Origin of the sequence: Methylacidimicrobium sp. AP8, assembly GCF_903064525.1 — a bacterium.
GTDB lineage: Bacteria > Verrucomicrobiota > Verrucomicrobiia > Methylacidiphilales > Methylacidiphilaceae > Methylacidimicrobium.
Genome location: NZ_LR797830.1, coordinates 1,223,796 through 1,248,053 on the forward strand (window position 1 = coordinate 1,223,796; position 24,258 = coordinate 1,248,053).

Annotated in this window: 25 protein-coding genes and 1 pseudogene; 15 read left to right on the forward strand and 11 right to left on the reverse strand. The window is 62.2% G+C overall.

What is annotated here, in order from left to right:
* The first annotated feature begins 124 nt into the window (after positions 1-124).
* The 4 genes from MTHMO_RS10910 (at position 125) to MTHMO_RS11115 (ending at position 3,939) form a co-directional block, all read left to right on the forward strand.
* A complete protein-coding gene (locus tag MTHMO_RS10910; RefSeq protein ID WP_237394792.1) occupies positions 125-1,039 on the forward strand; it encodes a hypothetical protein in 915 nt (304 codons plus the stop codon).
* Positions 1,040-1,298: 259 nt separating this feature from the next.
* On the forward strand, positions 1,299-2,507 hold the full coding sequence (locus MTHMO_RS05645) for an ISL3 family transposase (RefSeq protein ID WP_202213915.1): 1,209 nt from the start codon (positions 1,299-1,301) through the stop codon (positions 2,505-2,507).
* A gap of 283 nt (positions 2,508-2,790) precedes the next feature.
* Positions 2,791-3,705, forward strand: coding sequence for a hypothetical protein (locus MTHMO_RS10915; RefSeq protein WP_237394793.1), 915 nt, complete (start codon positions 2,791-2,793; stop codon positions 3,703-3,705).
* 102 nt (positions 3,706-3,807) lie between these two features.
* Positions 3,808-3,939, forward strand: a complete 132-nt coding sequence (locus MTHMO_RS11115) for a hypothetical protein (RefSeq protein WP_255535352.1) — start codon at positions 3,808-3,810, stop codon at positions 3,937-3,939.
* A gap of 636 nt (positions 3,940-4,575) precedes the next feature.
* On the opposite strand, the gene MTHMO_RS05655 is transcribed toward MTHMO_RS11115, so the two are convergent.
* The 4 genes from MTHMO_RS05655 to MTHMO_RS05670 all read right to left on the reverse strand — a co-directional run bounded on the left by MTHMO_RS05655 (position 4,576) and on the right by MTHMO_RS05670 (position 8,274).
* The gene (locus tag MTHMO_RS05655; RefSeq protein ID WP_202213916.1) at positions 4,576-5,415 is read right to left on the reverse strand and encodes a hypothetical protein; all 840 of its coding nucleotides are present in this window, start codon (positions 5,413-5,415) and stop codon (positions 4,576-4,578) included.
* Between the two features lie 262 nt (positions 5,416-5,677).
* Entirely contained in the window at positions 5,678-5,968 is a 291-nt protein-coding gene (locus MTHMO_RS05660) for a hypothetical protein (RefSeq protein ID WP_202213917.1), read from the reverse strand.
* Between the two features lie 532 nt (positions 5,969-6,500).
* Positions 6,501-6,671, reverse strand: coding sequence for a hypothetical protein (locus MTHMO_RS05665; protein ID WP_202213918.1), 171 nt, complete (start codon positions 6,669-6,671; stop codon positions 6,501-6,503).
* A gap of 535 nt (positions 6,672-7,206) precedes the next feature.
* Entirely contained in the window at positions 7,207-8,274 is a 1,068-nt protein-coding gene (locus MTHMO_RS05670) for a hypothetical protein (RefSeq protein WP_202213919.1), read from the reverse strand.
* A 188-nt stretch (positions 8,275-8,462) separates the two neighbouring features.
* On the opposite strand from MTHMO_RS05670, the gene MTHMO_RS05675 reads away from it, so the two are divergent.
* From MTHMO_RS05675 to MTHMO_RS05695, 7 genes and pseudogenes are all read left to right on the forward strand, one after another.
* On the forward strand, positions 8,463-8,693 hold the full coding sequence (locus MTHMO_RS05675) for a hypothetical protein (RefSeq protein WP_202213920.1): 231 nt from the start codon (positions 8,463-8,465) through the stop codon (positions 8,691-8,693).
* Between the two features lie 224 nt (positions 8,694-8,917).
* The gene (locus MTHMO_RS05680) at positions 8,918-9,883 is read left to right on the forward strand and encodes an IS481 family transposase (protein ID WP_202213921.1); all 966 of its coding nucleotides are present in this window, start codon (positions 8,918-8,920) and stop codon (positions 9,881-9,883) included.
* Between the two features lie 243 nt (positions 9,884-10,126).
* On the forward strand, positions 10,127-10,633 hold the full coding sequence (locus MTHMO_RS10920; RefSeq protein ID WP_237394794.1) for a hypothetical protein: 507 nt from the start codon (positions 10,127-10,129) through the stop codon (positions 10,631-10,633).
* Between the two features lie 189 nt (positions 10,634-10,822).
* Positions 10,823-11,188, forward strand: a pseudogene (locus MTHMO_RS10925) (hypothetical protein); the annotation flags it as partial.
* Between the two features lie 28 nt (positions 11,189-11,216).
* Positions 11,217-11,798 (forward strand): IS1634 family transposase, encoded by a 582-nt coding sequence (locus tag MTHMO_RS10930; RefSeq protein ID WP_237394795.1) that lies wholly within the window; start codon positions 11,217-11,219, stop codon positions 11,796-11,798.
* A 408-nt stretch (positions 11,799-12,206) separates the two neighbouring features.
* Positions 12,207-12,410, forward strand: coding sequence for a hypothetical protein (locus MTHMO_RS05690; RefSeq protein ID WP_202213922.1), 204 nt, complete (start codon positions 12,207-12,209; stop codon positions 12,408-12,410).
* Between the two features lie 137 nt (positions 12,411-12,547).
* Entirely contained in the window at positions 12,548-14,164 is a 1,617-nt protein-coding gene (locus tag MTHMO_RS05695; RefSeq protein WP_202213923.1) for a hypothetical protein, read from the forward strand.
* 38 nt (positions 14,165-14,202) lie between these two features.
* On the opposite strand, the gene rpoN is transcribed toward MTHMO_RS05695, so the two are convergent.
* The gene (gene rpoN, locus MTHMO_RS05700; protein WP_202213924.1) at positions 14,203-15,591 is read right to left on the reverse strand and encodes an RNA polymerase factor sigma-54; all 1,389 of its coding nucleotides are present in this window, start codon (positions 15,589-15,591) and stop codon (positions 14,203-14,205) included.
* Between the two features lie 167 nt (positions 15,592-15,758).
* On the reverse strand, positions 15,759-16,061 hold the full coding sequence (locus MTHMO_RS05705; RefSeq protein ID WP_202213925.1) for a hypothetical protein: 303 nt from the start codon (positions 16,059-16,061) through the stop codon (positions 15,759-15,761).
* A 116-nt stretch (positions 16,062-16,177) separates the two neighbouring features.
* On the opposite strand from MTHMO_RS05705, the gene MTHMO_RS05710 reads away from it, so the two are divergent.
* The 4 genes from MTHMO_RS05710 to MTHMO_RS05725 all read left to right on the forward strand — a co-directional run bounded on the left by MTHMO_RS05710 (position 16,178) and on the right by MTHMO_RS05725 (position 18,824).
* On the forward strand, positions 16,178-16,498 hold the full coding sequence (locus MTHMO_RS05710) for an NIPSNAP family protein (RefSeq protein WP_202213926.1): 321 nt from the start codon (positions 16,178-16,180) through the stop codon (positions 16,496-16,498).
* A 79-nt stretch (positions 16,499-16,577) separates the two neighbouring features.
* Positions 16,578-17,621 carry an alpha/beta hydrolase gene (locus MTHMO_RS05715; RefSeq protein WP_202213927.1) on the forward strand — a complete coding sequence of 348 codons (1,044 nt, stop codon included), beginning with the start codon at positions 16,578-16,580 and terminating at the stop codon, positions 17,619-17,621.
* Between the two features lie 16 nt (positions 17,622-17,637).
* Positions 17,638-18,285, forward strand: coding sequence for an FIST N-terminal domain-containing protein (locus MTHMO_RS05720; protein ID WP_202213928.1), 648 nt, complete (start codon positions 17,638-17,640; stop codon positions 18,283-18,285).
* A complete protein-coding gene (locus MTHMO_RS05725) occupies positions 18,174-18,824 on the forward strand; it encodes an FIST C-terminal domain-containing protein (RefSeq protein WP_202213929.1) in 651 nt (216 codons plus the stop codon). The genes MTHMO_RS05720 and MTHMO_RS05725 overlap by 112 nt, the downstream gene beginning before the upstream one ends.
* On the opposite strand, the gene MTHMO_RS05730 is transcribed toward MTHMO_RS05725, so the two are convergent.
* The 5 genes from MTHMO_RS05730 to MTHMO_RS05750 form a co-directional block, all read right to left on the reverse strand.
* Positions 18,794-20,362 (reverse strand): AAA family ATPase, encoded by a 1,569-nt coding sequence (locus tag MTHMO_RS05730; RefSeq protein WP_202213930.1) that lies wholly within the window; start codon positions 20,360-20,362, stop codon positions 18,794-18,796. The two genes, MTHMO_RS05725 and MTHMO_RS05730, sit on opposite strands and share 31 nt — an antisense overlap.
* A 39-nt stretch (positions 20,363-20,401) precedes the next feature.
* Positions 20,402-21,349 carry an ADP-glyceromanno-heptose 6-epimerase gene (gene rfaD, locus MTHMO_RS05735; protein ID WP_202213931.1) on the reverse strand — a complete coding sequence of 316 codons (948 nt, stop codon included), beginning with the start codon at positions 21,347-21,349 and terminating at the stop codon, positions 20,402-20,404.
* Positions 21,331-22,110 (reverse strand): 16S rRNA (uracil(1498)-N(3))-methyltransferase, encoded by a 780-nt coding sequence (locus MTHMO_RS05740; RefSeq protein ID WP_202213932.1) that lies wholly within the window; start codon positions 22,108-22,110, stop codon positions 21,331-21,333. Before MTHMO_RS05740 ends, rfaD begins: the two co-directional genes overlap by 19 nt.
* 63 nt (positions 22,111-22,173) lie before the next feature.
* Positions 22,174-22,698, reverse strand: a complete 525-nt coding sequence (locus MTHMO_RS05745) for a hypothetical protein (RefSeq protein ID WP_202213933.1) — start codon at positions 22,696-22,698, stop codon at positions 22,174-22,176.
* 75 nt (positions 22,699-22,773) lie between these two features.
* Positions 22,774-24,207 carry an FAD-binding oxidoreductase gene (locus tag MTHMO_RS05750; RefSeq protein ID WP_237394796.1) on the reverse strand — a complete coding sequence of 478 codons (1,434 nt, stop codon included), beginning with the start codon at positions 24,205-24,207 and terminating at the stop codon, positions 22,774-22,776.
* Between the last annotated feature and the right edge of the window lie 51 nt (positions 24,208-24,258).

The following is a 24,258-nucleotide window of genomic DNA, read 5'->3' on the forward strand; positions in this document are numbered from 1 at the left end:
TCCTATAACGCGGATGGAACGACGAGGACGTTTTACAAGCCGTATGGCGGCGAGCCAAAGAAAGCCCAAGCCTATTTTGACCGACAGCCCGGAAATTCTCCGAATCTTTTAGGAGGGCCTTGAAATGCCGTACATCTGTCCCGTATGCGGTTTTCCTGATTTGCTAGATCCGCCCCGCAGCGAATCCGGCGGAGGTTCATATGAGATCTGTCCGAGCTGTGGAATTCAATTTGGGTACGATGATGATGCTTATACCTACGAAGAGTGGCGCCAGCGGTGGATCAAGGACGGGATGGGTTTTTGGGCGTATTGGAAGCGGCCTCGTGGCTGGGATCCGGTCGAGCAGCTCCGCAATCTCGTAGCTCTTGGAGCGGACATAGACCTCGAAAAGGCGGCGCGCGCCGCCGACGCCAAAAGATATCGAGCCGACATAATTGCGAAGGAATTTTCGAAAGAGTATCATTGGGCACGTCCCGAAACCTTGTACCACCACTCGGTGCGGCACGATAAGGACTTCGGGGCAACGGGCCCGGCAAGCTATGCCAGGATGGCGCAGGAGTTCTTGCGGCGCGCACGAGCGGAAGGGCTGCCGACAAAGATCGATTCGGAAGGGGTTATTCGAATCTACGAACCGGCCACGAACACTTTTGGCGCCTATAACGCGGATGGAGCGACCAAGGCGTTTTTCAAGCCATCGACGGGCCGACGCTATTTTGACCGACAGCCCGGAAATTCTTCGAATGTTTTAGGAGGCATTGAAATGCCGTACAGAGGCCTTGAAATGCCGTATATCTGTCCCGTATGCGGTTTTCCTGATTTGCTAGATCCGCCCCGCAGCAAGTCGGGCGGAGGTTCATATGAGAACTGTCCCTGCTGTGGCTTTGAATTTGGGTACGATGATGATGATCGTGGCTTTACCTACGAAGAGTGGCGCCAGCAGTGGATCGAGGGCGGGATGCTTTGGCGTGAGAGGCCCGCTTACCCGCCTTTTGGCTGGGATCCGGTCGAGCAGCTCCGCAATCTCGAAAAGCTAAAATAAGTTCGAAGAGCGCTTCCCTGCCGCCCAGGAGCGCCCACACCACCCACGCGACGGCACGGAGGAAAGGACCGGCTCTTCGCTGTGCGGAGTGGAAGGAGGGGGCAGATTTGCCATTGAGGGATGGCAAGAAACGGTGTTCTTGCCATCCGTCTTCGACGGATTTTGAGTCCGGGCGAATTGCCGTCAAGGACACTTCGACTTCGTCGATCCTCCTTGACGGCGGATTGCCAAGCTCGCCTCGTTTTCCGATTCTTCGGGCATGGATGCGAACAAGCTTTTTGGGATGGCCTTACAGTTGGGTCCGGAATGGAAGGTGACTCGAAGCGAACTGTCTGCGGTGGATCACACCTTGAAGATCTGGCTCGATTTTCGCGAGGGCCATCGGTTCCCCTGTCCGGAATGCGGGCGTCCTTCTCCTGCGCACGACACGGTGGAGAAGCGGTGGAGGCACATGAACTTCTGGCAGTACAAGACCGAGCTGGTGGCGCGGGTTCCTCGGGTGGACTGTCCGGAGCACGGAGTGCGGTTGGCGGAAGTTCCCTGGGCCAGACCGGGGAGCGGGTTTACCCTGATGATGGAGGCGGTCATCCTGATGCTTTCCCAGGAGATGCCGGTTTCCCAGGTGGCCAAGATGCTCAAGGAGCAGGACACCCGGCTGTGGAGAATCTTGGAGCATTACGTGGAAAAGGCCTATCGGAAGGAGGATTGGAGCGGGGTGAAGCGGATCTTGGTCGACGAGACCAGCAGCAAGCGGGGTCACCGCTACGTGACCGCCGTTACCGACGCGGAGAGCCGGAAGCTCCTCTTCCTGGCGGAAGGCAAAGGGAAGGAGGCCTTGGAGGCATTTGCCAAGGAGATGCGCGAGCATGGAGCGAGTCCCGAGCAGATCGAGCTAATCTGCATGGACATGAGCCCTTCCTACATTTGCGGAGCCAAGGAGCACTTCCCCAAGGCGCAGATCGTCTTTGACCGCTTCCACCTCATGCAGATGGCGGGGGAGGCGGTCGACCAGGTGCGTAAGGAGTTCGTGCGTCAGGGGCTGCTGCCGAAGGGAAGCCTCTGGGCGCTGCGAGGCAACGAATGGACGCGAAGCGAGGGGCAGAAGAGTCTGCGCGCTTCCCTTTGCGCCGCCTACCCCCGACTGGGAAGAGCCATTGGGTTGCGGGAGGCTCTGCAAGAGATCCTCGCCCAAGAGGATCCCCAAGAGCTCCGCTGGTGGTTCCAGTGGGCCGACCGCAGTCGGCTTGCTCCCTTCCGAAAGCTTTCCAAGACGATCAAAGACCATCTGGACGGCGTCCTTGCTTTCCTCCAGAGCCGGGTGACCAATGGTCTCATCGAGGCGATCAACGGACTCATCCAGCTTGCCAAAAGGATGGCCAGAGGCTTCCGAAGCTTTCGGTGCTTACGGATCGCCGCTTTCCTCAAAGCCGGAAAGCTGAGGTTGGATATTCCCGCCTTGGCCACATGAAACAGCGAGGAGGCAAAGGACCTTGGGGCAACGAGCCCGGCAAGCTATGCCAGGATGGCGCAGGAGTTCTTGCGGCGCGCACGAGCGGAAGGGCTGCCCACCAAGGTCGATTCGAAAGGGGTGATTCGAATCTACGAACCGGCCACGAACACTTTTGGCTCCTATAACGCGGATGGAACGACGAGGACGTTTTACAAGCCGTATGGCGGCGAGCCAAAGAAAGCCCAAGCCTATTTTGACCGACAGCGCGGAAATTCTCCGAATCTTTTAGGAGGGCCTTGAAATGCCGTACATCTGTCCCGTATGCGGTTTTCCTGATTTGCTAGATCCGCCCCGCAGCGAATCCGGCGGAGGTTCATATGAGATCTGTCCCAGCTGTCGGTTTCAATTTGGGTACCATGATGATGCTTATACCTACGAAGAGTGGCGCCAGCGGTGGATCAAGGACGGGATGGGTTTTTGGGCGTATTGGGAGCGGCCTCGTGGCTGGGATCCGGTCGAGCAGCTCCGCAATCTCGTAGCTCTTGGAGCGGACATAGACCTCGAAAAGGCGGCGCGCGCCGCCGACGCCACAAGATATCGAGCCGACATAATTGCGAAGGAATTTTCGAAAGATTATCATTGGGCACGTCCCGAAACCTTGTACCACCACTCGGTGCGGCACGATAAGGACTTCGGGGCAACGGGCCCGGCAAGCTATGCCAGGAAGGCGCAGGAGTTCTTGCGGCGCGCACGAGCGGAAGGGCTGCCGACAAAGATCGATTCGGAAGGGGTTATTCGAATCTACGAACCGGCCACGAACACATTTGGCGCCTATAACGCGGATGGAGCGACCAAGGCGTTTTTCAAGCCATCGACGGGCCGACGCTATTTTGACCGACAGCCCGGAAATTCTTCGAATCTTTTAGGAGGCATTGAAATGCCGTACAGAGGCCTTGAAATGCCGTACATCTGTCCCGTATGCGGTTTTCCTGATTTGCTAGATCCGCCCCGCAGCAAGTCGGGCGGAGGTTCATATGAGATCTGTCCCTGCTGTGGCTTTGAATTTGGGTACGATGATGATGATCGTGGCTTTACCTACGAAGAGTGGCGCCAGCAGTGGATCGAGGGCGGGATGCTTTGGCGTGAGAGGCCCGCTTACCCGCCTTTTGGCTGGGATCCGGTCGAGCAGCTCCGCAATCTCGAAAAGCTAAAATAAGTTCGAAGAGCGCTTCCCTGCCGCCCAGGAGCGCCCACACCACCCACGCGACGGCACGGAGGAAAGGACCTTGGGGCAACGGGCCCGGCAAGCTATGCCAGGATGGCACAGGAGTTCTTGCGGCGCGCGCAAGCCGAAGGGCTGCCGACCAAGGTCGATTCGAAAGGGGTGATTCGAATCTACGATCCGGCCACGAACACTTTTGGCTCCTATAACGCGGCCCATGTTTGGTGAAAAGCGGCCTTTTGGACGACGGCTCCAGGGTTAGGGAACGAAAGTTTGCCAAAATGTAGTGCCACACTGTGAACAACTTTATCGCATGCAATTAGCCTTTTGCTCTTGCGCATCACGATGCTGCACTGTAATGCTATTTCCTGTTTTTGCGCACCCTGCGGTTGCGTCGGAGGACGGGAGCGAGGCGGAGTAGGTCCGCTTGGTCGAAAGCTACCGGGAAAAGGGACGGGTCAAGCAGCGGATCGTCGCGACTCTTGGCCGCAAGGATCTCTTGGCCCCCCCACTTGGATCGGCTCGCGGAGATGCTCGGGCGCAGGGATGCGCGGGCTTGGCGGTAAAGAGCGGCACAGGGATCAGCACGAGAAGGAAGGTAGCCCGAAGGAGCGGGAGGCGTAGCGGCCGTGGCGCATCGGAAACGGGATGGGAGCAAGCCGCATGTTTTGGATGGTGAGATTTCGTTTCATGGGCTTGAATTGGGCTGAATGGGGCCGATCCAGCGGAAAAAGCGGATCGGTCCGTCAGTATGCCTCTTGGTAAGCGGATCAAGATTCTTCCTTTCCCATCCGTGGAAATCGGCGGTTTAAGCGCCCTCCTGAGTGCTCGCTGCGAGTGCAGGGGGCCATCCGCTGTCTGTTGTTAGCGTTGCTCGGCCGGGGGCGCGCTTTGCTCCGACGGCTTGGGGTGAAAAAGCTCAGGGTGAAAGATCTCGTCGAGCTCCCGATTGGCCTTGTCCATCGCCTTCTTGTCCCCTAGGGCATTGGCGCGGACGAGTTCGCCCAGCTTCCGGGTAATCGCGTCGTTCTGCTCCTTGGTAAAACGGGGCTTCACCTTCTCTTGGCCGAGCATAACCTTAAGAAAGTGCTGATCCTTCTCCGAGAGTGGCGGCGGAACAAAGTCCGGAGGAAGGAGCCCAAGCTCCTTTTCTGCTTCTATGCTCTCTGGATAATAGTTTTGAATATCGAAGGAGTGTCCTGGCAGCTTGGCCGACGCCTCGTATGCCCTCCGAATATGGTCGCGTAAGTTCTCAAACCCAACGACTTGTATCTCTTTTTCTGCGCTTTGCTTTACCATCTCGACCGCCTCCCGCTCAGTCAAGCCGAGGGAAGCCCATGGAGGGTCGATCGTTCCAAAGGGTTGGAAACGCCAGGGGACGGTGACATGCCCGTCTTTTACTTGAACGTAGGTTGCGGCACCCCCCATCCCGCGGACTTCCGGACTCGGATCCCAGTTTCGAAACTCATAGCAGCTTACTCCCTTTGTTGTGACAAGGTGTGCGGTAATGATTTGCGGCGTTCCTCTAAAGAGCCGTTCCCAGTCGGCGGCGCTAATGTCAGCGGGGCGAGAGACGGGAGAAAACAAGACGTCAGCGGAGAGGGGGCCAGCGACTAGCAGAAGACCGCTAAATAAGACTGTGCTTTTTAATAACTTAAACCGGAAGAAAGTCGGGACCAAGCGGAAGTCGAGTTTTGTCTTCATGGTTTTGGAGGATAAGGAACGGGGCCGTTCCAGTGAAACAAGCGCATCGGTCCGTGGGTATGCATCTCGGAAAGCGGCATGACGTTCCATAGGGGACTGCCGTCCACATTGGTGGAGACGGCCACCCAGTCGTTTGTCGCGGGATCAAATTTCACGAATCCGATGTGACCAGACACATAGTTCACAGGACGCTCGTTCAGTATACTAGGCGGGTTATACGGATCGATGGCCGGGGACGCAGGGATGATAAAGGTATCCCCGCTCATCGTTCTATTTCCGGGACTTCGACGAAATATGGATTTAGTCTGTGGAGATCTTCATCCAGCATGGCCTGACCCATTGGAGATATTCTAGTCTGGTCTAACTTTGTGGCATTGTCAAGCGAAGGAAAGTTGGCCATAAAGAACCCAGGGCCCAGGTCTATGCTCGAGTCGGCGAGGGTCGCATCCCAATCCGTAAAGCAGAGCCCTTGAGTTTCGGGGTCGAAGCCATTATCTTGCAAATTCAACTCCTTATCCAGCGTCTGGACAATGGGTGCGTTGGCCACCGACATCGGTTTGGCCACATGAGCGGACGCCGCTGGCGTGTTCGAGCCGGATTGTGAGCTCGGGTTCGGAGTGATTCCGTATTGAACCGCAAGCTGGGCGGCGAGTTCGCTCTCCGGGTTTCTTAGGTCTTTCTCGGTAAACCAGGGAGCTTTCTTGACGTTGGGAAGATCGGCGTCGGCCGGTTCGTTGGATTTGTTTTCCGGAGGAGCTTGCGCGGCCGAAGATGCGCCGCCGGCCGCTTGCGGGGCGGCCTGGTTGGCAGGGGCGGGAGCGGGAGGGCATGCGTTGCAGGCGGCGGCCGTGGCGCCGTTCTGGGCCGCCGCATTGGGCGCGCTCGCTGCCGGCGCGGCTTGGGGTGCGGGGCTTTCCTTCGGCGGGCAGGACTTCCGACTGGTAGAGCTGCCCGGGGGCCGAGAAGGTCCAAAAGCCCCAAAACGCGGCGATCAACAGCCGCAGGAGGAGCGGGCAGCGGCGGTGCCGGGATGTTGACGGTGCAGCCACGCCCTTGGAAATAGGTCAGCAAACTTCAAGGTTCGATCATTCGGCCGCTTGCCTCCGCCCGAACTCCTCGGCGGCCTTCTTAGCCCGAAGGAGCTCTTCCCGAAGCGCCTTCTCGGTGGCCTTCCTCTCGGCTTGCCGGGCGCGCTCTTTCTCACGAAGCCGCCGATGGAGCCGGCGCTCCTGTTCGAGCAGCTCCTTCGGCTCCATCTTTTGCCGGGCCAGCTTCTTGGTGAGCGCGATTAAGCTTCTTGTCCTCGGCGGACAGAGAGGCCTGGGCCGGCGCGGAAACTTTCTTGGGCGGCTGCCGTGGAGGGTGGACGGCTTTGGTCAGCGGCCTTGGAGGAGCCGAGGCCGAGGCGAAGGAAGTTCGGTTATCGGCGGCAGGGCACCATCGCTGCGGTGACGGGTCGGGTCCTGGCTGACCCTCCTCATCCAGAGGCCGCGCGGACGCCAAACGCCGCAGGGAGGAGTCAATCAGCAACTCTATTTTCCTTTCGAGAGGTTACGGAGCTGCTCGACCGGATCCCAGCCAGGAGGAGGCTTCCGGCTCGGACTCCACCACACCATCCCGCCCTCGATCCACTGCTGGCGCCACTGCTCGTAACTAATCTCTAGATCATCATCCGTGACCCCAAATTGAAATCCGCAGCACGGGCATATTTCATATGATCCGCCACACCCCTCGGTGCGAGGCGGCTCGTACAAATCCGGAAAACCGCATACTGGACACATGTAAGGCATCTCAAGGCCCTCCTACAGTTACCGGAGACACTCCGTCCTGTCGATCAAAATAGGCCCGGCGCGCTCGCGGCTTGTAGAATGTCTTAGTCGTTCCATCTGCGTTATAGGCGCCAAAAGTGTTGCTGGCGGGATCGTAGACCCGGATCACACCCTTCTTGTCGATCTTGCTCGGCAGCCCTTCGACTTGCGAGCGGTGGAAGAACTGCTGCGCCATCCTGGCATACTCCTCAGGGCTCTTTGCTCCAAAGTCCGCTCCGTGGTCCACCCAGTGGTCATAAAGGGTATCGGGACGTGCCCAATGATATCGTTTAGCAAGTAACTCCGCGTTGGCCTTGATCAGATTTTCTGTAGTCGCCGCCTTGGCCAACTCTTCGGCAGCGATGGCCGCCTTTCCAAGGCCTTCGGCCGCTCGGATCGCCTTGGCGGCGGCGGCCGCTTCGCCTCCGCCGGGGATGAAGGAGGTGGCGGCGATCACCACGGCATGGCCGAAGGCCCGACCGAGAGCAGCGGCACCCTCGCGCTGGTAGTCATCCTGAAACGCATTCCATGCCGCGCCGGCCGTGCTGGCGATCTGATGGGCCGCCTCACCGGGATGCGTTACCGCCGTCTTGGCAAACTGGACCGCCGCGCGTGCGCCGTTCCAGGCCGCTTGCCAAGCCTGCTGGCGATAGTGGGCGTCGGTGGCGATCTTCTGGGCGATTGTGGAGAGTTGGGCGATGCTAGCCGCCGTATCTTTAAGTTCGTCCCCCACACCGTGAGCGAAACCGCCGATGAACTCGCGGGCCTGGGAGGCCAGACCGGCGGTGTCCGGCGGTCTTGAAGGTCCGGAGATCTCGGAGGGGGCGGGCTCGCTCCGCGCCTCCGCGGGAACCGAAAGGGGCGGCTGCGGCGGATTCGTGGCGGCATCGGCATGGGCTTCGGCATCGCGCCCGGCGGCCGGGGCTTGGCCGACTGGCTGGTTCGGCTCCGCGGTAGGCTTGGCTACGAAGGCGATGTCCCATTGCGGGCTTGGGCCGGCGGGAGGGGACGCCCTTTGGCTGAATGCGGGCGTCGGGGTGGGATCACCCATCCGGAGCGCCCAGTTGGGCCTGTCGGGGAAGGAGTAGTAGAAGGAAGCGGGGCCTTGCCGCCTACCGGATTGCCAGCTCGGGTTCGGAGCGATTCGGGTTCGGAGCGATTCGGTATTGAACCGCAAGCTGGGCGGCAAGTTCGCTCTCCGGGTTTCTTAGGTCTTTCTCGGTAAACCAGGGAGCTTTCTTGACGTTGGGAAGATCGGCGTCGGCCGGTTCGTTGGATTTGTTTTCCGGAGGAGCTTGCTCAGACGATGATGCGCCACGGGCGGCCTGGCTGGCAGGGGCGGGAGCGGGAGGGCATGGGTTGCAGGCGGCGGCCGTGGCGCCGTTCTGGGCCGCCGCATTGGGCGCGCTCGCTGCCGGCGCGGCTTGGGGTGCGGGGCTTTCTTCGGCGGGCAGGACTTCCGACTGGTAGAGCTGCCCGGGGGCCCGAGAAGGTCCAAAAGCCCCAAAACGCGGCGATCAACAGCCGCAGGAGGAGCGGGCAGCGGCGGTGCCGGGATGTTGACGGTGCAGCCACGCCCTTGGAAATAGGTGTTGGGGTTCGCATGATTACCTTCTAGAAAATCGCCGTCCGTTGCTGATCGGGCGTGCGGTGCTTCGGGAGGTTGTGGCAAGCTGGAAAGCCGAGGTAAAGATATGAGAATCACCCTGCACAAAAATGCGACGACTACGCCGGCGATCCGCACGGCGATTCAACGGGCGAAGGGCAGCGATTACGAGTTGGCGAGGCAGTTTCGCGTGACTCGGGAGACGATTCGTCGGTGGCGGAAGCGGGATTTTGTCGAGGATGCCAGCCACACCCCGCATCATCTTCCGACGACACTCAATCCGGGACAGGAAGAGCTGGTGATCTACTTGCGCACGCAGCTCCGGCTGCCGCTGGACGATCTGCTGGCCGTCATCCGCGAATTTATCGAACCCTCCATGACCCGCTCGGCCTTGGGCCGGCTCCTGCGGCGCCGAGGCCACTCCCGGCTGCCTCAACCGGAAAAACCGGCCAATCCCACTCAACCCTTTAAAGTTTACCTGCCGGGCTACTTTCATGTGGACCTCAAATACCTGCCCCAGATGGCCGACGAGACGTCTCGCCGTTATGTCTTCGTCGCCATCGATCGAGCCACCCGTTGGGTCTTCTTGGCGGTCAAGCGTGCAAAGACCCCAGCGGCCGCCCGCAGCTTTCTCCAGGCGCTGGCCAAGGCGGCACCCGTGAAAATCCGAACCATCCTCACCGATAACGGCAAGGAGTTCACCGATCGCGTCTTCGGCCAAGCAGCCAAGGATGCTACCGGAGCCCATGAGTTCGACGCGCTCTGCCAAGCATTGGGAATCGAGCACCGCCTGACCAAGCCAAAGTCGCCTCGCACCAATGGCATGGTGGAGCGCTTCAACGGAAGACTGGCGCAGATCCTCCGTACTCATCACTTCCAAAGCTCCCTCGACCTGAAAACCACGCTCCACCGCTACGCCTGGCTCTACAACGAACACCACCCTCAAAAATCGCTCAATCACCAAACCCCACTTCAGGCCCTAAAAACATGGCAACAATCCCATCCGCATCTCTTCCAAAAAGCAGTACGCAATCATGCGGGACCTGACAAATAGGTCAGCAAACTTCAAGGTTCGATCATTCGGCCGCTTGCCTCCGCCCGAACTCCTCGGCGGCCTTCTTAGCCCGAAGGAGCTCTTCCCGGCCCATGTTTGGTGAAAAGCGGCCTTTTTGACGACGGCTCCAGGGTTGGGGAAGGAAATTTTGCAAAAATGTAGTGCCACACTGTGAACAACTTGGCCGCATGAAAGTGGCCTTTTGTGCTTGCGATTCACGGTGACGACCGGTAATGCTATTTCATGTTTCTGCGCACCCTGCGGTTGCGTCGGAAGGACGGGAGCGAGGCGGAGTATGTCCGCTTGGTGGAAAGCTACCGGGAAAAGGGACAGGTCAAGCAGCGGATTGTCGCGACTCTTGGCCGCAAGGATCTCTTGGCACCCCACTTGGATCGGCTCGCGGAGTTGCTCGGGCGGAGCGCGCCGGCTTCTCGGAGAGCGCTTGAGCCTCAGGAATCCACAGTTTGGGGTCCAACGCTTGTCGCCAGACATCTCTGGAAGGAGCTGGGTATGGAAGAGCTCTTGGAGGAGAAGAGGGGGGAAAGGCAAAGGACTGTCCCTTGCGGAACGGGCGTTCGTCCTTGTGGTCAACCGGCTCTTGTCCCCGGGGAGCGAACACGCCTTGGCCCAGTGGCTGGAGACCGACTACGTTCCCGACGGGAGAGGAGAGCGGATCCGGCCGGTCTGGAAGCAGAATGGCCGAGTTCGGGTCGACCACCGCTTCCTTTGGCCGTGGTACCGGACCCTTGACGAGCTCATAGGGCGGAAGGAGCGGACCCTAGGAAGGGCTCTTTGCCCGGCTGCGGGATCTCTTTTCTCTTAAGCCCGAGATGGTCTTCTATGATTTGACTTCCTCCTATTTCGAAGGGGGAAGGCCCCGAGGGTTTGGCTCAATACGGCTACAGCCGGGATCAGCGGGAGGGAAACCGGCAGATCCTCTTGGGGGTCGTCATGGCCAATGGCTGGCCGATTGCCCACCATGTCTTCCGGGGCAATCGGCACGATTCGGAAACAGTTCTGCCGATCGTCGCCGATTTGGAGAAACGCTTCGGGTTGCGTCGGATCGTCTTCGTCGGGGACCGGGGGATGGTGAGCACGGCCAACTTGGGCTTCCTGTGGAGCCAGGGGCATGGGTTTTTGTTCGGCTTACGCCGACGAAGGAGCCCGGAGGTCTTGGAGTATGTCCGCAAGGCCCAGAGCGGTTCCTGGCAGCCCTGCTCTCCGGAGGAAAAGGATCGGGTCTGCGAAGTCGAGGGAGCGCTTCCCGGGCAGCGGATCTTCGTGGTCGAAAGCGCCGAGCGGCTGGCCTACGAGCAGGCCATGCGGGAGAGGGATGTCACGAAGACCCGGGAAGAGTTGGGCAAACTCGCCAAGCGTATCGAAAAAGGAGAGCTTCGGAATCGGGAAGAGATCGGCAGCTCCGTCGCCCGAATCCTCTCTCCATCGCGGCCACCGCTACTTCCGCTGGAGTCTGCGGGCAGGCAAGCTCCAAGTGTCCGAAGAGCCGGTGGAGACCGAAAAGCTTCTGGAGGGGAAGTACGTGATCCTCACCGAGGAAAAGGATCTCTCCCCGCTCGAGGCGGTCCGGGCCTACAAGGAGCTCTCCGAGGTGGAAAGAGCCTTCCGGAAGCTCAAGGACGTCCTGGAGCTTCGTCCGATCTACCACCACAATCCCAAACGGGTGCGGGCGCACGTCTTCGTCGCCGCCTTGGCCTTCCTGCTCGACCGGCTCCTGGAGAAGAAGCTCAAGGCGGCCAATCTACCCTTCTCCAGCGAGCAAGCTTGGGCTGCCCTCCGAACCATCCATCTGGTGGATTTCTCCTTCGGAAGCGAAAAACGTCGCGGGGTCACCGCCGGGAATCATCAGGCCCGGCAAATCCTCTCCGCCTTACGCATCTCTGCCCGGGAGCCGTAGCCGACCGCAAAGGGCAAAAATAGCCCCTGTAGTGCCAATTGGAAATGACGGGTACTGTCTCGCAACGACTTACAAGACCTTCCCCCAAACATGGGCCGGTCGAGCAGCTCCGCAATCTCGAAAAGCTAAAATAAGTTCGAAGAGCGCTTCCCTGCCCCCCAGGAGCGCCCACACCACCCACGCGACGGATCGGCCGCCGGCCTCGCACCGATTTGGCGCCGGAGCGATCGGCCGCCCCGGACACTCTCCTTCGATCCTCCTAAACGGCAGAACGGATCGGCTCTTTCCGGTAGCCTTGGGCGTCCGCCCACTCTCCGGATGAGGAATGCCATGAGCTGGGGGCAGAACCCCGGCGATAGCGCATCGCAGCCGATTGCGTGTTCGGCTTTCGTCCTATAAAAGGAACCCATGACCGCCTACCTCATCGGATACTTCATCGGCCGCCTCTTCATCGCCTGGTTCCTGGTCTTCCTGGGCACGCTGGTATGGATGCGGGGCCGCTGGCGCCGGGCACTCTTGCGCAGCGTCTGGCCCTGGGGATGGATCGCCGTGGTGATGCTTTTCGGGCTGGGACTCTTGGGCTCGGCCATCGCCTCCTACAAGGGAGGGTAAGCGAGCTTCCGGAGGAAAGCTTGCGCAAGGCAAGAGAAGAAGAGAAAGGAGCAAAAGGTCTACAACCGGAATCTGAACACTCTTCGGCTACTTTCTTATTGATCGGCGGCGAACCGGCGTAGTTAGGCTAAGCCGGGATGTACATTCATCGCGTTCGGAGCATACGGAACGGCAAGGTCTACGAGTCGGTTCTTCTGCAGGAGTCCGTTCGCACCCCGAAGGGGCCGCGAGCTCGGACGATCCTGCATTTGAACCGGCTGCCGCCGGAACTGCAAGCGGCCATCATCGCCGCCGTCGAAGGAAAAGAGATGGTCTCCCTGCCGGATTTGGCAGTCTCCCCGGCGCTGGACTGCGGGGGCTTGGCGGTTTTGCGGGACGCATGGGATCGGTTGGCAGCGGAGAGGCTTTTCGCACCGATTCCCGGGGAAAGGCAGAGGAAGCTTCTGCGGGCGATGGTCTTCAGCCGGATCCTTTCCCCTCGTTCGCAGCCGGCGCTTCGGGAGCAAGCGGCGCAGTGCTTGCTCGCCTGCTCTTGCGGCTTGGAACCGGACGAAACCTTCAGCGAAGAGGATCTCCACGCAGCGATGGCTGCGCTGGACGGGCGCTGGAGCCGAATCGAGCGCGAGCTGTACCGGCAGGCCGCTCCTGGAGGGGTGAGTCTTGTGCTCTACGACCTGACGCGGATCGATTTCGATGACGATGCGCTGATGGACGACTACGGCAGCGCCTACCGGGGCGAGCGCCGGGGTGTGCTCTTGGCGGTGGCCATCGATCCGGAAGGCGTTCCGGTTCATGGGGAAGTGCTTCGGGGGAGCCGGTCGGACAGTGCGACGTTGACCGGGCTCCTGGTCAGTCTGCGGCGCAGGCTCGGGATCCGAGAGGCAGCCTTCGTCTTCCCCGCCGGGCTCAAGGGCCGGTGGAACCCGAAGCGGCTGCGAGGCCGCAAGCTCCCCTACGTGACTCGGGCGAGCCGAGGAAAGCTGCAGGAGCTGCTGAAGGGCCGTCCGCAGGACGCCCGACCGGAGCCTGCGGAGAAGACACGCCTTTGGGAGATGGAGCGGGACGGAGTGCGGTATGTGATCGCCGGAGGGAAAGAACAGGCGTCGCGGGATGCGGATCGGAGAAGGAGAAGGATAGCGCGGGGGGAAAGAGAGCTTACGGCGCTGGCGGCGGCGCTTCCCGAGAACCTCAACGTTGTCGACCTCGGGAGACGGGTCCGGCCCGCGCTGGAGCGGCTCAAAGCTCATCAATACTTCCTCTACGGGATCGATGAAAAGGGAAGCTTCTTTTGGAAACGCAACGAGGAGGCGATCCGGGAGGAAGCATCGCTCGACGGCTGGTCTCTTCTTTTAGAGACTAACCTCCCCGCCGAAACGGCGGCTCCCGAAACGGTGCTCCGTCATCACCAAGGCCTTGTCTTCCTCGAATCGGCCTTTTCCGATTTCAAAAGTTCGCTTGCCGGCCTTCCCCTCCGGGACTGGCAGCCGGATCGGATCCGCAGCCGCGTTCGGATCTGCTTTTTGGCCTGCTGGATGACTGCCAAGATTTCCCAGGAATGGAAGAAGCTCGGGGTGACCGAAGAGGTTCACCGGCTCCTCTCGGAACTCCAGCAGATCCGGGTCAGCACCGTTTACGCCGCCGGCAAGGCTTTGCGGAAGCCGCTCGTCTATATCCCGAATCGGCTGGAGAGCCGAATCGACCGGCTCGGTATCCGCCCTCTGTTCCGAGACCTGCCGGCTTGGGCGAGAGCGTAGCCCCACAGAAAACCCCCGGCCGACTCCGGGGAGCAGGTTCAGGCCGCCGACTTCCGGAGGTGGGAAGGAAGGATCTTGAGCGCGGTCCGGTACTTGGCCACCGTCCGGCGGGCGAGCACGATCCCCTTCTGCCGGAAGGCTTCGACAATGTCCTGGTCCGACAGGGGATTCCTCGGGTCCTCTTTGCGCACCATCTCCTCGATCGCCGCCTTGATGGTCTGGTTGGAGAGGCGGTCGCCCTTGGCCGTCTGGTAGCCTGGGCGGAAGAAGTACTTGAGCTCGAAGACTCCATGAGGGGTTTCGATGTATTTGTTGGCGATCGCGCGGCTGACCGTCGTCTCGTGAATGCCTATGCGGCGGGCGATCTCGCTCATGGTGAGCGGCCGGAGGCGGCTCAAGCCGTGGTCGAAAAATTCCGTTTGGCAGGCGACTACCGCAGAAGCCACCTCGGAGAGCGTCTGCTGGCGCAGGCGTAGGCATTTCAGGAGGAATCGGCCGGATTGAATCTTCTCTCTAAGGTAGTTCCGCAGGCTCGGATCCTGCCCGCTGGCATGGAGCAGATCTTTGTACGCTCCGTTGATCCGTAGACGGGGAACGGCCGCCTCGTTGGCGATAACCGTCCACGTGCCGTCGACCTTTTCGACGCGCAGATCGACCTCGATGACCGCCTCCCTCTCGGTTCGGCGGAAGCTCCCGCCCGGATTCGGTTGGAGCGTCCGGATGAGGTTGGCGGCGGTCGTGATGCGGGGGACGGAGACGCGGAGGAGCTTCGCAAGCTCGGAGAATTTCTTCCGCGCAAGGAGCTCGAGGTGGCACTCCACGATTTTCCCCTCCACCTCCTCTTCCTTTCCGAGGCGGCGGAGCTGGAGCAGGAGGCACTCCTTTAGGCTGCGGGCGGCCACACCCGCCGGATCGAAGCTCTGCACCAATCGGAGAGCCTCTTCGGCTTTCTCCTGAGGAACTCCGGCAAGGCCGGCCACCTCCTCCAGGTCGGTCCGCAGGTATCCCCGGTCATCAAGATTGCCGATGATTTCGATTCCTGCGCGGACCAGCTCCGGATCGTCCGTCGAGGCCGTGAGCTGGCGCGCCAGGAAGTCGCGCAGCGTCTCGGGGACCGCCTGCGAGTCGAAGAAGTACTGGTGTTTTTCTTCGGAATCGTCGGAAACCGCGATCTTGGTCTCCGTAGGACCGAGGTAGTCCCGCCACGACTCCTCGACCTCGGCTAGGGCTTCGAGCGAGCTCTCCCGCCCCTCTTCCGGCGCGGCCGTTTCCACCTCCTCCTCCAGCACGGGATTGTTCAAGAGCTCCTGCGCGATCACCGAGCGAAGCTCCACGGCGGGGGCCTGCAGCAGAGCCAGCGACTGCTGCATCTGCGGCGAGAGAGACTGGCTCAGCCGGACGGATTGGAAAAGCCCCAGGGAAGGCACAGGCTAAACTAATCAACCGACTCCGTTGCCGCCAGGAGAAAAAAGCGGTGCTCTGGGCTTGCCGGAACGAGGAGGGCGACCGGCCCCGGCCCGCCGAGAACCCGGAAAGCTCGCCCCTCTAGGGAGTGAGGCTCCGGGTCGAGCTCCGCATGGCATCCCGAAGAGACTCAGGCGGGATCGCCCAAGAGGGAACGGACGATCTCCTGCCACTCCCGCTCGAGCGGAGCACGGCTTTCCGGCTTTCCCGCCCGCGCATACCAGTACCGGGCGTTGCCCAAGTCGCCTTCCCGGCGATGGAGATAGGCATGAACCCAGGCCGCAGAAGCATCGCCCTCGGCCTGAACGATCCGGTGGGCTCGGTCCCACTGTCCCGCCCGCTCGTACCAGAGAGCTGCCAGAGCAGGACGCAGACCGGAGGGGACACCGCCTGCGGGGTCGTCGCACGTCTTAAGAAATTCTTCGTAGTTCATGGGTTGGTTTTCAATGGAAAAACTCTCTCGGGCGCGGTGAAAGGCAAGGAGAAAGGATGAGGGGCGATCGATGAGGCCCGATTGCATTCACGCGGGGAAGCCTTTAGCATCGCTCGATGATCTACGAGTTGCGGGAGTATGCCATCAAGCCTGGATGCCTGGAGGAGTTCGTGCGGTTCCTGGATGAGGAGCTTCTGCCCTTCCAGGCGAGCAAGGGGGTAAGGGTCGTGGGCTCCTTCACGGTCTCCGGAGATTCCGGCCGTTACGTCTGGATCCGCGCCTTTGCGGATGAGAAGGAGCGGGAGCGGATCTGCCAAGCGGTCTACGGGAGCCCTGAATGGAAGGAGCGGTTTGGACCGAGGTGCGAGCAGCTGATGGAAGCCCAGGGTATCCGGGTGTCGATTCTCGAGCCGACTCCCGCTTCGCAGCTGCAATGATCGGCCGGGAGGCAGACGGCCTGTCGGAAACGGCGGCCGGTCGATCGAGGAGACGAGAGCCGCAAAGCCGGAGGCGACGGTGAAAGCCAACGGCAGAGCGGCCTTTGCCGCCGGTTGGCTCTCGCTCCTCCATCGGCGCTGGGCGCGGTGTGTCGACGAGGCGAGCTTTGCCTGGATCTCCCTTCTCCAAGCCCGGCACCGGCCGGAACCGACATTCCGGCAGCGGCTGGAAGCGTACGTCGAATCCTGGCGCGGCGCCTCCCTGGACCAATATTACGCGCTTCCCTCCGGCTGCTCCCCTGCTCTTTCGGTCGCCAAGCGCGGCAACGGGCTCCGCATCCGCTTCCCGAGTCCCTTGTCGCCCGGACCGGAACGGCGCAACCGGACGGCCGTCTTCGATTTCTGGCTGGGTCCGGAAGGCTGGAGCGGCCCCACTATGATCCTCGCGCACGGCCTGATGTCGGTGAGCGATGTCGGCTACCGGTACTGGGCGGGCCGGCTGGGTGCTCTCGGCTGGAACGCGGCCTTCATGCATCTGCCCTATCACTACGCCCGGCGCCCCTTCGGCCTTTTCCCCGGCGAAATGTGCGTGACTGCCGACCTGGTGCACACCGCCGAGACCTTGCGCCAAGGGGTGCTCGAGCTGCGGGTCTTCGTTCGCTGGCTACGCGCGCAGGGCACCCGGCTCGTAGGGGGATGGGGAATCAGCTATGGAGGCTGGGTATTGGCCGAGGCGGCCTGCGTCGAGCGGGTCTTCGACAGGCTCATGCTCCTGGAGCCGATTTTCCGGATCGAGCATGCGATGTGGGAATCTCCAAGCGGCCGCGGCATCCGTCGGACTCTCGAGCGGCTGGGGATTTCCGCCGAGGCGGCCGCACCCCATCTGCGGCTCGTCTGCCCGAGCCTTGCCCGGCCACACCTCAAGCCCGAAGAGGTGCTCCTCTTGGGAGGGATCTACGATCGGGTGGTGCCGCTGCGGCTCCTGGAGGAGTTTCGCGATGCCTGGCGGGGCTGCCACTTGTATCCCTTTCCCCAAGGCCACGTCGGCTACCGGCTCATGCGGGAGAGCCTAGGCATTGCGCAAGAGATTTGGCCGGGGGATTTTGCCCCGGCACGGCATTGACAGCGAACCAAAAAAATTGATCATTTTCCTTATGGATGCTCCGCGCGCGGTATCCGTAGCCTATTCCGGTCCCTTTTCCGAAGGCGCAAGCCGGACGATTGCCGAAGAGCTGCGGGCGAAGCTCGGCGGCGGCCCCTCGCTCGTTTTGGTCTTCGCTTCTTCCTCGTATGCGGCCGACTTGGCCGAGCTTTGCGAGGTGCTGACCATCTACGCCCACGCTCCCCTCCTGGTCGCCGTGACCGGGCAGGGCTTCCTGGCCGAAGGAGCCGAGTTCGAAGCCGAAGAGGGGTTTTCGGTGCTCGGCCTCCGCCATCCGGGGATCCGGGCGACTCCGGTCCCCTTGTTGCCCGAGCAGCTGGAAGCTGGGGAAGAACCGGCGGTCTGGCATCGGATCACCGCGGTCGGGCCTGGAGAGGCGGTAGGATGGATCCTCTTCGCCAATCCCAACCTGCTTCCGGTGGAGCGGCTCCTGCAGATCTGGAACCGTGCATATCCCGGAATTCCTGCCTGGGGGTTGGCGGGCGGGACCGATGAAGGGACACCGCCGTCTTTTTGGATCGGAAGCCTGTGGAGGGGGGAGTCGCGATCGCCCTTCAAGGGGACATCGGCTTTCATGTCATCGTCTCTCAAGGATGCCGACCGATCGGCACCCCCTACACCGTGACCGGGGCCGACCGGAACATCCTCTACACGCTGGGTTCCGGGAGCGCGTACCAGGCCTTGGCCAATGCCTTCGAATCCCTCTCGGAACAGGAACGGGAAAGGGCGCATGGGCATATCTTCATCGGCCTCGCCGTCTCCGAATATCGGGACGAGTTCCGCCAAGGGGACTTCCTCGTCCGCAACATCCTCGGCGCGGACCCCTCCTCCGGCGCGGTCGCGATCGGAGCGCTCGTCCGCATCGGCCAGACGCTGCAATATCAGCTGCGCGATCCCGAATCGGCCGAACGCTCCTTGCGGAGGATGCTCCAAGCCGAAAAGACCGAGCATTTTCACACGCGGCAGCCTCTGGCCGCCTTGGCCAGCCTCTGCGCCGGGAGAGGAAAAGGGCTCTTCGGGGTGGCCGGCAAGGATGCGGGATTGATTCAGGAGCTTTTCCCCCGTCTGCCCGCTGCGGGATTCTTCGCCAGCGGGGAGATCGGCCCCGTGGGGAAGCCGAACTATCTCCACGGCTACTCTGCTTCGGTGCTCTTTCTTTCCTGATCCTTCGGGCCCTCGGGGGCCTTGGCCGAGGCGCTATAGGAGGCGAGCACCCAGCGGTTCAACACCGCCTCGGGCTCTTTTACCGCTTCCGGAGTGATCGTGAACGTGTCTTGACCGGTGTTGGCCCGGATGAGGCGGAGCCCGAAGGGAAAATCCTTGAACTTCGTCCGGCAAAGCGCGGCGGTCGCCCCGGCTTGCGAGCCCGCCTCGTCCCGAAGCGCTTGCACAGCCTCCGGCTGGAAGCGCAGCCGCAGCTCGTGGTCGCGGAAAAACTCCTGCGCAAATGCTTCCACCTCCTGGGCGGTCTCCCCGCCTCCTTCCCGGAATCGAGTCAAGGTCGCCTGCAGCCCCTTTTCCGGGTCTTCGACGGTCTCCTCGTCGATCAGGACCTCGCGCAAGCCCGTGCCGGGGCATTCGAAGCGGAAGGGACGCAAGATCCGCTCGCAAATCGTCATAAGGCCGCGGGCTCCGGTCTCTTCCTCGGCGGCGCGCTGGGCGATCCGCCGCAGCGCCCCCTCGGTGAAGCGCAGCGAAATTCCATAGGCCTGGAAGGCCGCGACATACTGCCGGAGAATCGACCCTTCCGATTCCCGCAAGATCCGGAAGAGGTCGTCGGCGGAAAGGGGTTCAAAGAAGACCCGGACCGGTAGCCTCCCGATGAATTCGGGCTCGAGCCCGTATTCGATGAAGTCGGCGGTGAGAGCCTCCTTAACGGACTCGCCGGCGTCCGGCTCGGAGCCCGCCGCGCGGAATCCGAGCTGCCCGCGCCGCCTCCGGCGCGCGACGATCTCCGGAAGGCGGGTAAAGGCCCCGCTGACCAGGAAGAGGATGTGCCGGGTGTTGATGGTCCGCTTTTCCCGCGCGCCTCGGCGGAAGTCGAGCATCGTCTGGATCTGGCCTTGCAGGTCGTAGGGAGCTCGCACGGGAACCTCGGTTTCTTCGAGCAGCTTCAGCAGGTTCGCCTGCACCCCCCGACCGCTCACATCCCGGCCCAACGAGTTCGGCCCCGCCAGCTTATCGATCTCGTCCAAATAGATGATGCCGTACTGGGCGATGGAGACGTCCCCGCCCGCCTGCTGGACCAGCTCACGGACCAAGTCTTCGACATCGCCGCCGACGTAGCCCGTTTCGGAAAACTTGGTCGCATCCCCGCGGACCATCGGCACGCCGATCCGTTCCGCCAGGCAGCGCACCAGATAGGTCTTCCCCACTCCGCTCGGCCCGACCAGCAGCACGTTCTGCTTGACGTAGTGGGGGAGATCCTCGCCCGCGAGGGCGGCCCGGACGTGGTTGTAATGGTCGCAGACGGCGACGGAAAGCACCCGCTTCGCCTCCTCCTGCTGGATCACGAAACGGTCGAGGTAGGCTTTGAGCTCCTTGGGTGTGAGGCTGAAGGACCGGATCTGCTTCTCGAAGGCTTCCCGATTTTTCTCCGCCTCCTTCGGATCGGTCGCGGCCGGCATCGGCGCCAACGAACGGAACATTTCCTGGAAGCGGCGCTGCCACTCCTCGGCGTCGGGAAACTGTGGAGTGCTCACGGAACAAAGATGGTGGGAAAGGCGGGGAGAAGCAAGAGCCTACTCCTGGGGATCGCGCCCGAGCCAACCGGATTCCCGATAGGCCTTGATCCCTTTTTCCAAGGAGAACCGGGGCTCATATCCGATGGCGGCCCGCGTAGCGGCAATATCGGCTTCGGTGTGCGGCTGGAAAAACGCGTACGGACAGGGAAAATAGTCGGGCTCCGAGCGGGTTCCGAGCGCAGAGTCGAGGCAGGAAACCACCTCGTTGAAGGACCGCGCCCGGCCCGAGCCGACGTTAAAGACTCCGTTCCCCTTCACTGCGAAGGCTGCGGCCAGGGTGGCCTCGACGGCGTCGGCCACGTAGATGAAGTCCCGCTTCTGGTTCCCGTCTGTGAAAAGCCGCGGGCGCTTCCCGGAGCGGATCTGGGCGGCCAGCTGGCCGATCATGCTCGCCGACTGCCGCTTGTGGGTCTCGCGCGGGCCGTAGACGTTAAAGTAGCGCAAGCCGGCCATAGGGATACCCGGATTTTCTCCGGCGAAGCGCCGGGCCAGGTGCTCCATCTGGAGCTTGGAAAAGCCGTAAGCGTTGGCGGGCCGTTCCGGGTCTCCGACCCGGTTCCGAGTCGAGCCGCCGATGCCGTAGACCGCGGCGGAGGAGGCGTAGACGACCCGCAACGACTTGCCGGCAAGAAAGGAGAGAAGATGACGCCACCCCTCAACGTTGGCCCGCATCTGGATCGCCGTATCGGTCACGGTCGTGTCGGTGATCGACGCCAGGTGGAAAACCAGCTCGGGCGGCCGGTTGCCGAAAAGGCGATGCCAATCGAGCTGCCCCACGTCGGCCGTCACCAGGTCTCCGCGAAACCCGGAGAGATTCCCGAAGGCCCCGCTGCGAAAATCGTCCACGATCGTGATCTCCGCTCCCGGCTCCCGGCGCTGAATCTCCAGAACAAGATTCGAACCGATGAAGCCGGCTCCCCCGGTGATTACGATATCTCTTGCCATAATCCCCCCTCCTCCTCTCCGGATCGCGCCCCCGCGATCTCGTAGAGGAAGACGGCGGCACAGAAGAGCGCCGCCGTTTCCGACCGCAAGACGTTTGGACTGAAGGAGACGGGGAGAAATCCCGCCTCTTCCAGGAGCGTCCGCTCTCCCGGTGTAAGGTCTCCCTCCGGGCCGATCAAGGCAAGAACGCCGTGCTCCGATGCTTTTCGGCGAGCGGAAAGAATCGCCCGAAGCGGCGGGCTGCCTCCCTCGAGCGATCCGAAGAGGCGCAGCGGGTAGGAGGCGCTCTCCCGGCACACCGATTCGAGATCGACCGGCTTGCGGATCGCCGGCAGCCAGGCACGCCGGCTCTGCTTGGCGGCCGCGACGGCGATCTCCATCCAGCGGGCGTGCTTCCGGGCTGCGCTCTCCCCGGGCTCGACCGAGCGGGCGCAAACCACCGGGAAGATTTCCGTTACTCCAAGCTCCGTCACTTTCTGGAAAAAGAGGTCCATCGCCTTTGCCTTCAACACCGCTTGGGCGATGGCGATTCTCCGGGCGGGCGGAGGCGTCTTTCTTTCTGCAATCTTACGGAAGGCGAGCCGGCGGCCGCTTCGCCCGGTCACCTCGGCGATCCATTCCGTGCCCGCACCGTCAAAAAGGGCGATCCGATCTCCGGGACGGTGGCGCATCACCCGGAGGGCGTGGTCCGATTCGCGGATTCCGAGAAGACCTTCCTCGGGTTCGGGTAGATAATAACGCTCCAATGGCGGCGCGTTCACGGTTTTGCCCTCGCCGCGGGGGATCGCGCCGAAGCGCTCGAAGCGATCACCTTCGGCCGCTTCCTACAAAAAGCCTTCCTGCCGTAAGTCGTGGATGTTGCGGGGAAGGGATTTTTGAACCCATTCGAGGCAAAAGCGGAGAAGAGAGATCTCCCAGCCATCCTCCACGCCGACAAGAACCGCCGCGAACGGATCGTCCTGTTCCTGGACTTGGCGGGTCACGCTCTGGGTTACCGATTCGATCGGGGCCTCGACTTGGCGGAACCGCAGCTCCTCCTTGCGCAATTGAAAGCCGTAGCGCAAGAAGGGGAGAGAGCCGGGCTGCCTGCTCAGCCACTCCGCATAGGCGCGGGCTTTCTCGCCGAAGCCTTCCAAAAGGAGCTTTCCCATCGTCCTCGGCAAGATAACCCGCGGCTGGTCCGCTTCGAGGTTCCCTTCGCGGACGAATGTCGTGCCCACCCGGTCCATCGCCTCGGTCATGAGCGTGTAGTGGATCAGGGAGGTACGGAAGGTCGCCAGCCGCGTGCGCGGCAACAGGACCACCCGGCTCGCCTCGAGCGAGTAGGAAAATGTGTCCTCGAACGACATAGGTTTACGACACGGGGTGCCCGGAGCGCGGCATTCGTGCCAAATTGGCCAGAATTACGATAGGCGAGAGCAAAATCAAACGAATTTTCCCGGATTCAGCAACCCTGCGGGGTCCAAAGCGGCCTTCAACCGCTCATGCAGCTTGCGGACCTCCGGAGACGCCGCCAGGGGCCACCAGCGATCCTTCGCGAGGCCGATTCCGTGCTCTCCGGTGATCGAGCCCCCCCAGCCGATGACTTGCGCGAAGAGAAGATCGAGCGCTTCCTCCGCCCGCGCTTCCGCGCCGGGCAAGCTCCGATCGATCATCAAGTTGACGTGGATGTTGCCGTCCCCCGCGTGGCCGAAGCAAGCGACGGGGAATCCGAACCGACGCTCGATCTCCCTTCCCAGCCGCAGGAGATCGACAAGCCGCCTCCTTGGGACCACGACGTCCTCATTGAGCTTGGTGAGGCCGCTTTGCTTGAGGGCTAGGGAAAACGATCGCCGGATCCGCCAAAGCCGCTCGCAGCCTTCCTCCCCGCGGCCGATGCGCACCTCGCCCGCACCCGCCCGGCGGAGGATGGGCAGGAGGCGGTCGATCTCCGCATCGACGCCCGCGGGCTGGCCGTCGCACTCGATGAATAGATGCGCGTCGCCGGGCGGGATCGGTTCCTCGCAAAACTCGCGGGCCCTCTCCAAGGTAAGCCGGTCGGCGATCTCGAGAGCCGAGGGGAGGAGGCCGGCTCCGAAGATCCGCTCGACGGTTCCGGCAGCCGCCTCGACCGTGGGAAAAACGGCCGCGACCGCCACCCGGTAGGGCGGATGCGGGATCAGCCGGAGCGTGGCCTCCGTCACGAGCCCCAGGAGACCCTCGGAGCCGACGAAGAGGCCGACTAGGTCGAATCCTACCTTGTTCTTGTGCGTGCGCCCGCCGACGCGGACCCGGGTCCCGTCGGCCAGCACGACCTCCAGCCCGAGCACGTAATGGCGGGTCACCCCGTACTTGAGGCAGCGGGGGCCGCCGGCGTTGGTGGCGATGTTGCCCCCCAGGCTGCTTTCGGCGGCGCTGGCGGGATCGGGGGGATAGAACCAGCCGAGCTTGGCGGCGGCTTCCTGGAGGTGGGCCGTGATCACTCCGGGCTCGACGATCGCCACCCCGTCCTGCGGATCGATTTCACGGATCCGGTTCATCCGGGAAAAGTTGACGACGATCCCTCCCTGAATAGGGACGCATCCTCCCACATAGCCTCTCCCCGCTCCCCGGGCGGTGATCGGGACGGCCGCCGCGGAGGCCCAGCGGGCCAGACGGGCGACCGATTCCGCACTCTCCGGATACGCGACGGCTTGGGGAGGGTGGGCCGCCAGCCAGGCGTCGCCCGCGTTTTGCGCGAGCGCGTCCGGCGAGGCGGTCGCCATCTCCGGAAACTCGGCGAGAAAAGCGGGGAGCCAATTCTCTTCCCGGCCTCCCTTTCCTCTCCGATCGCTTCCCCCGCACAGAGCGGCTTTGACCTCACCCTCGTCCTTTTTCATACTGCGGTTGTCGGCATCAGCTTGAGCCGACCGCCGCGGCAAGACAAGACC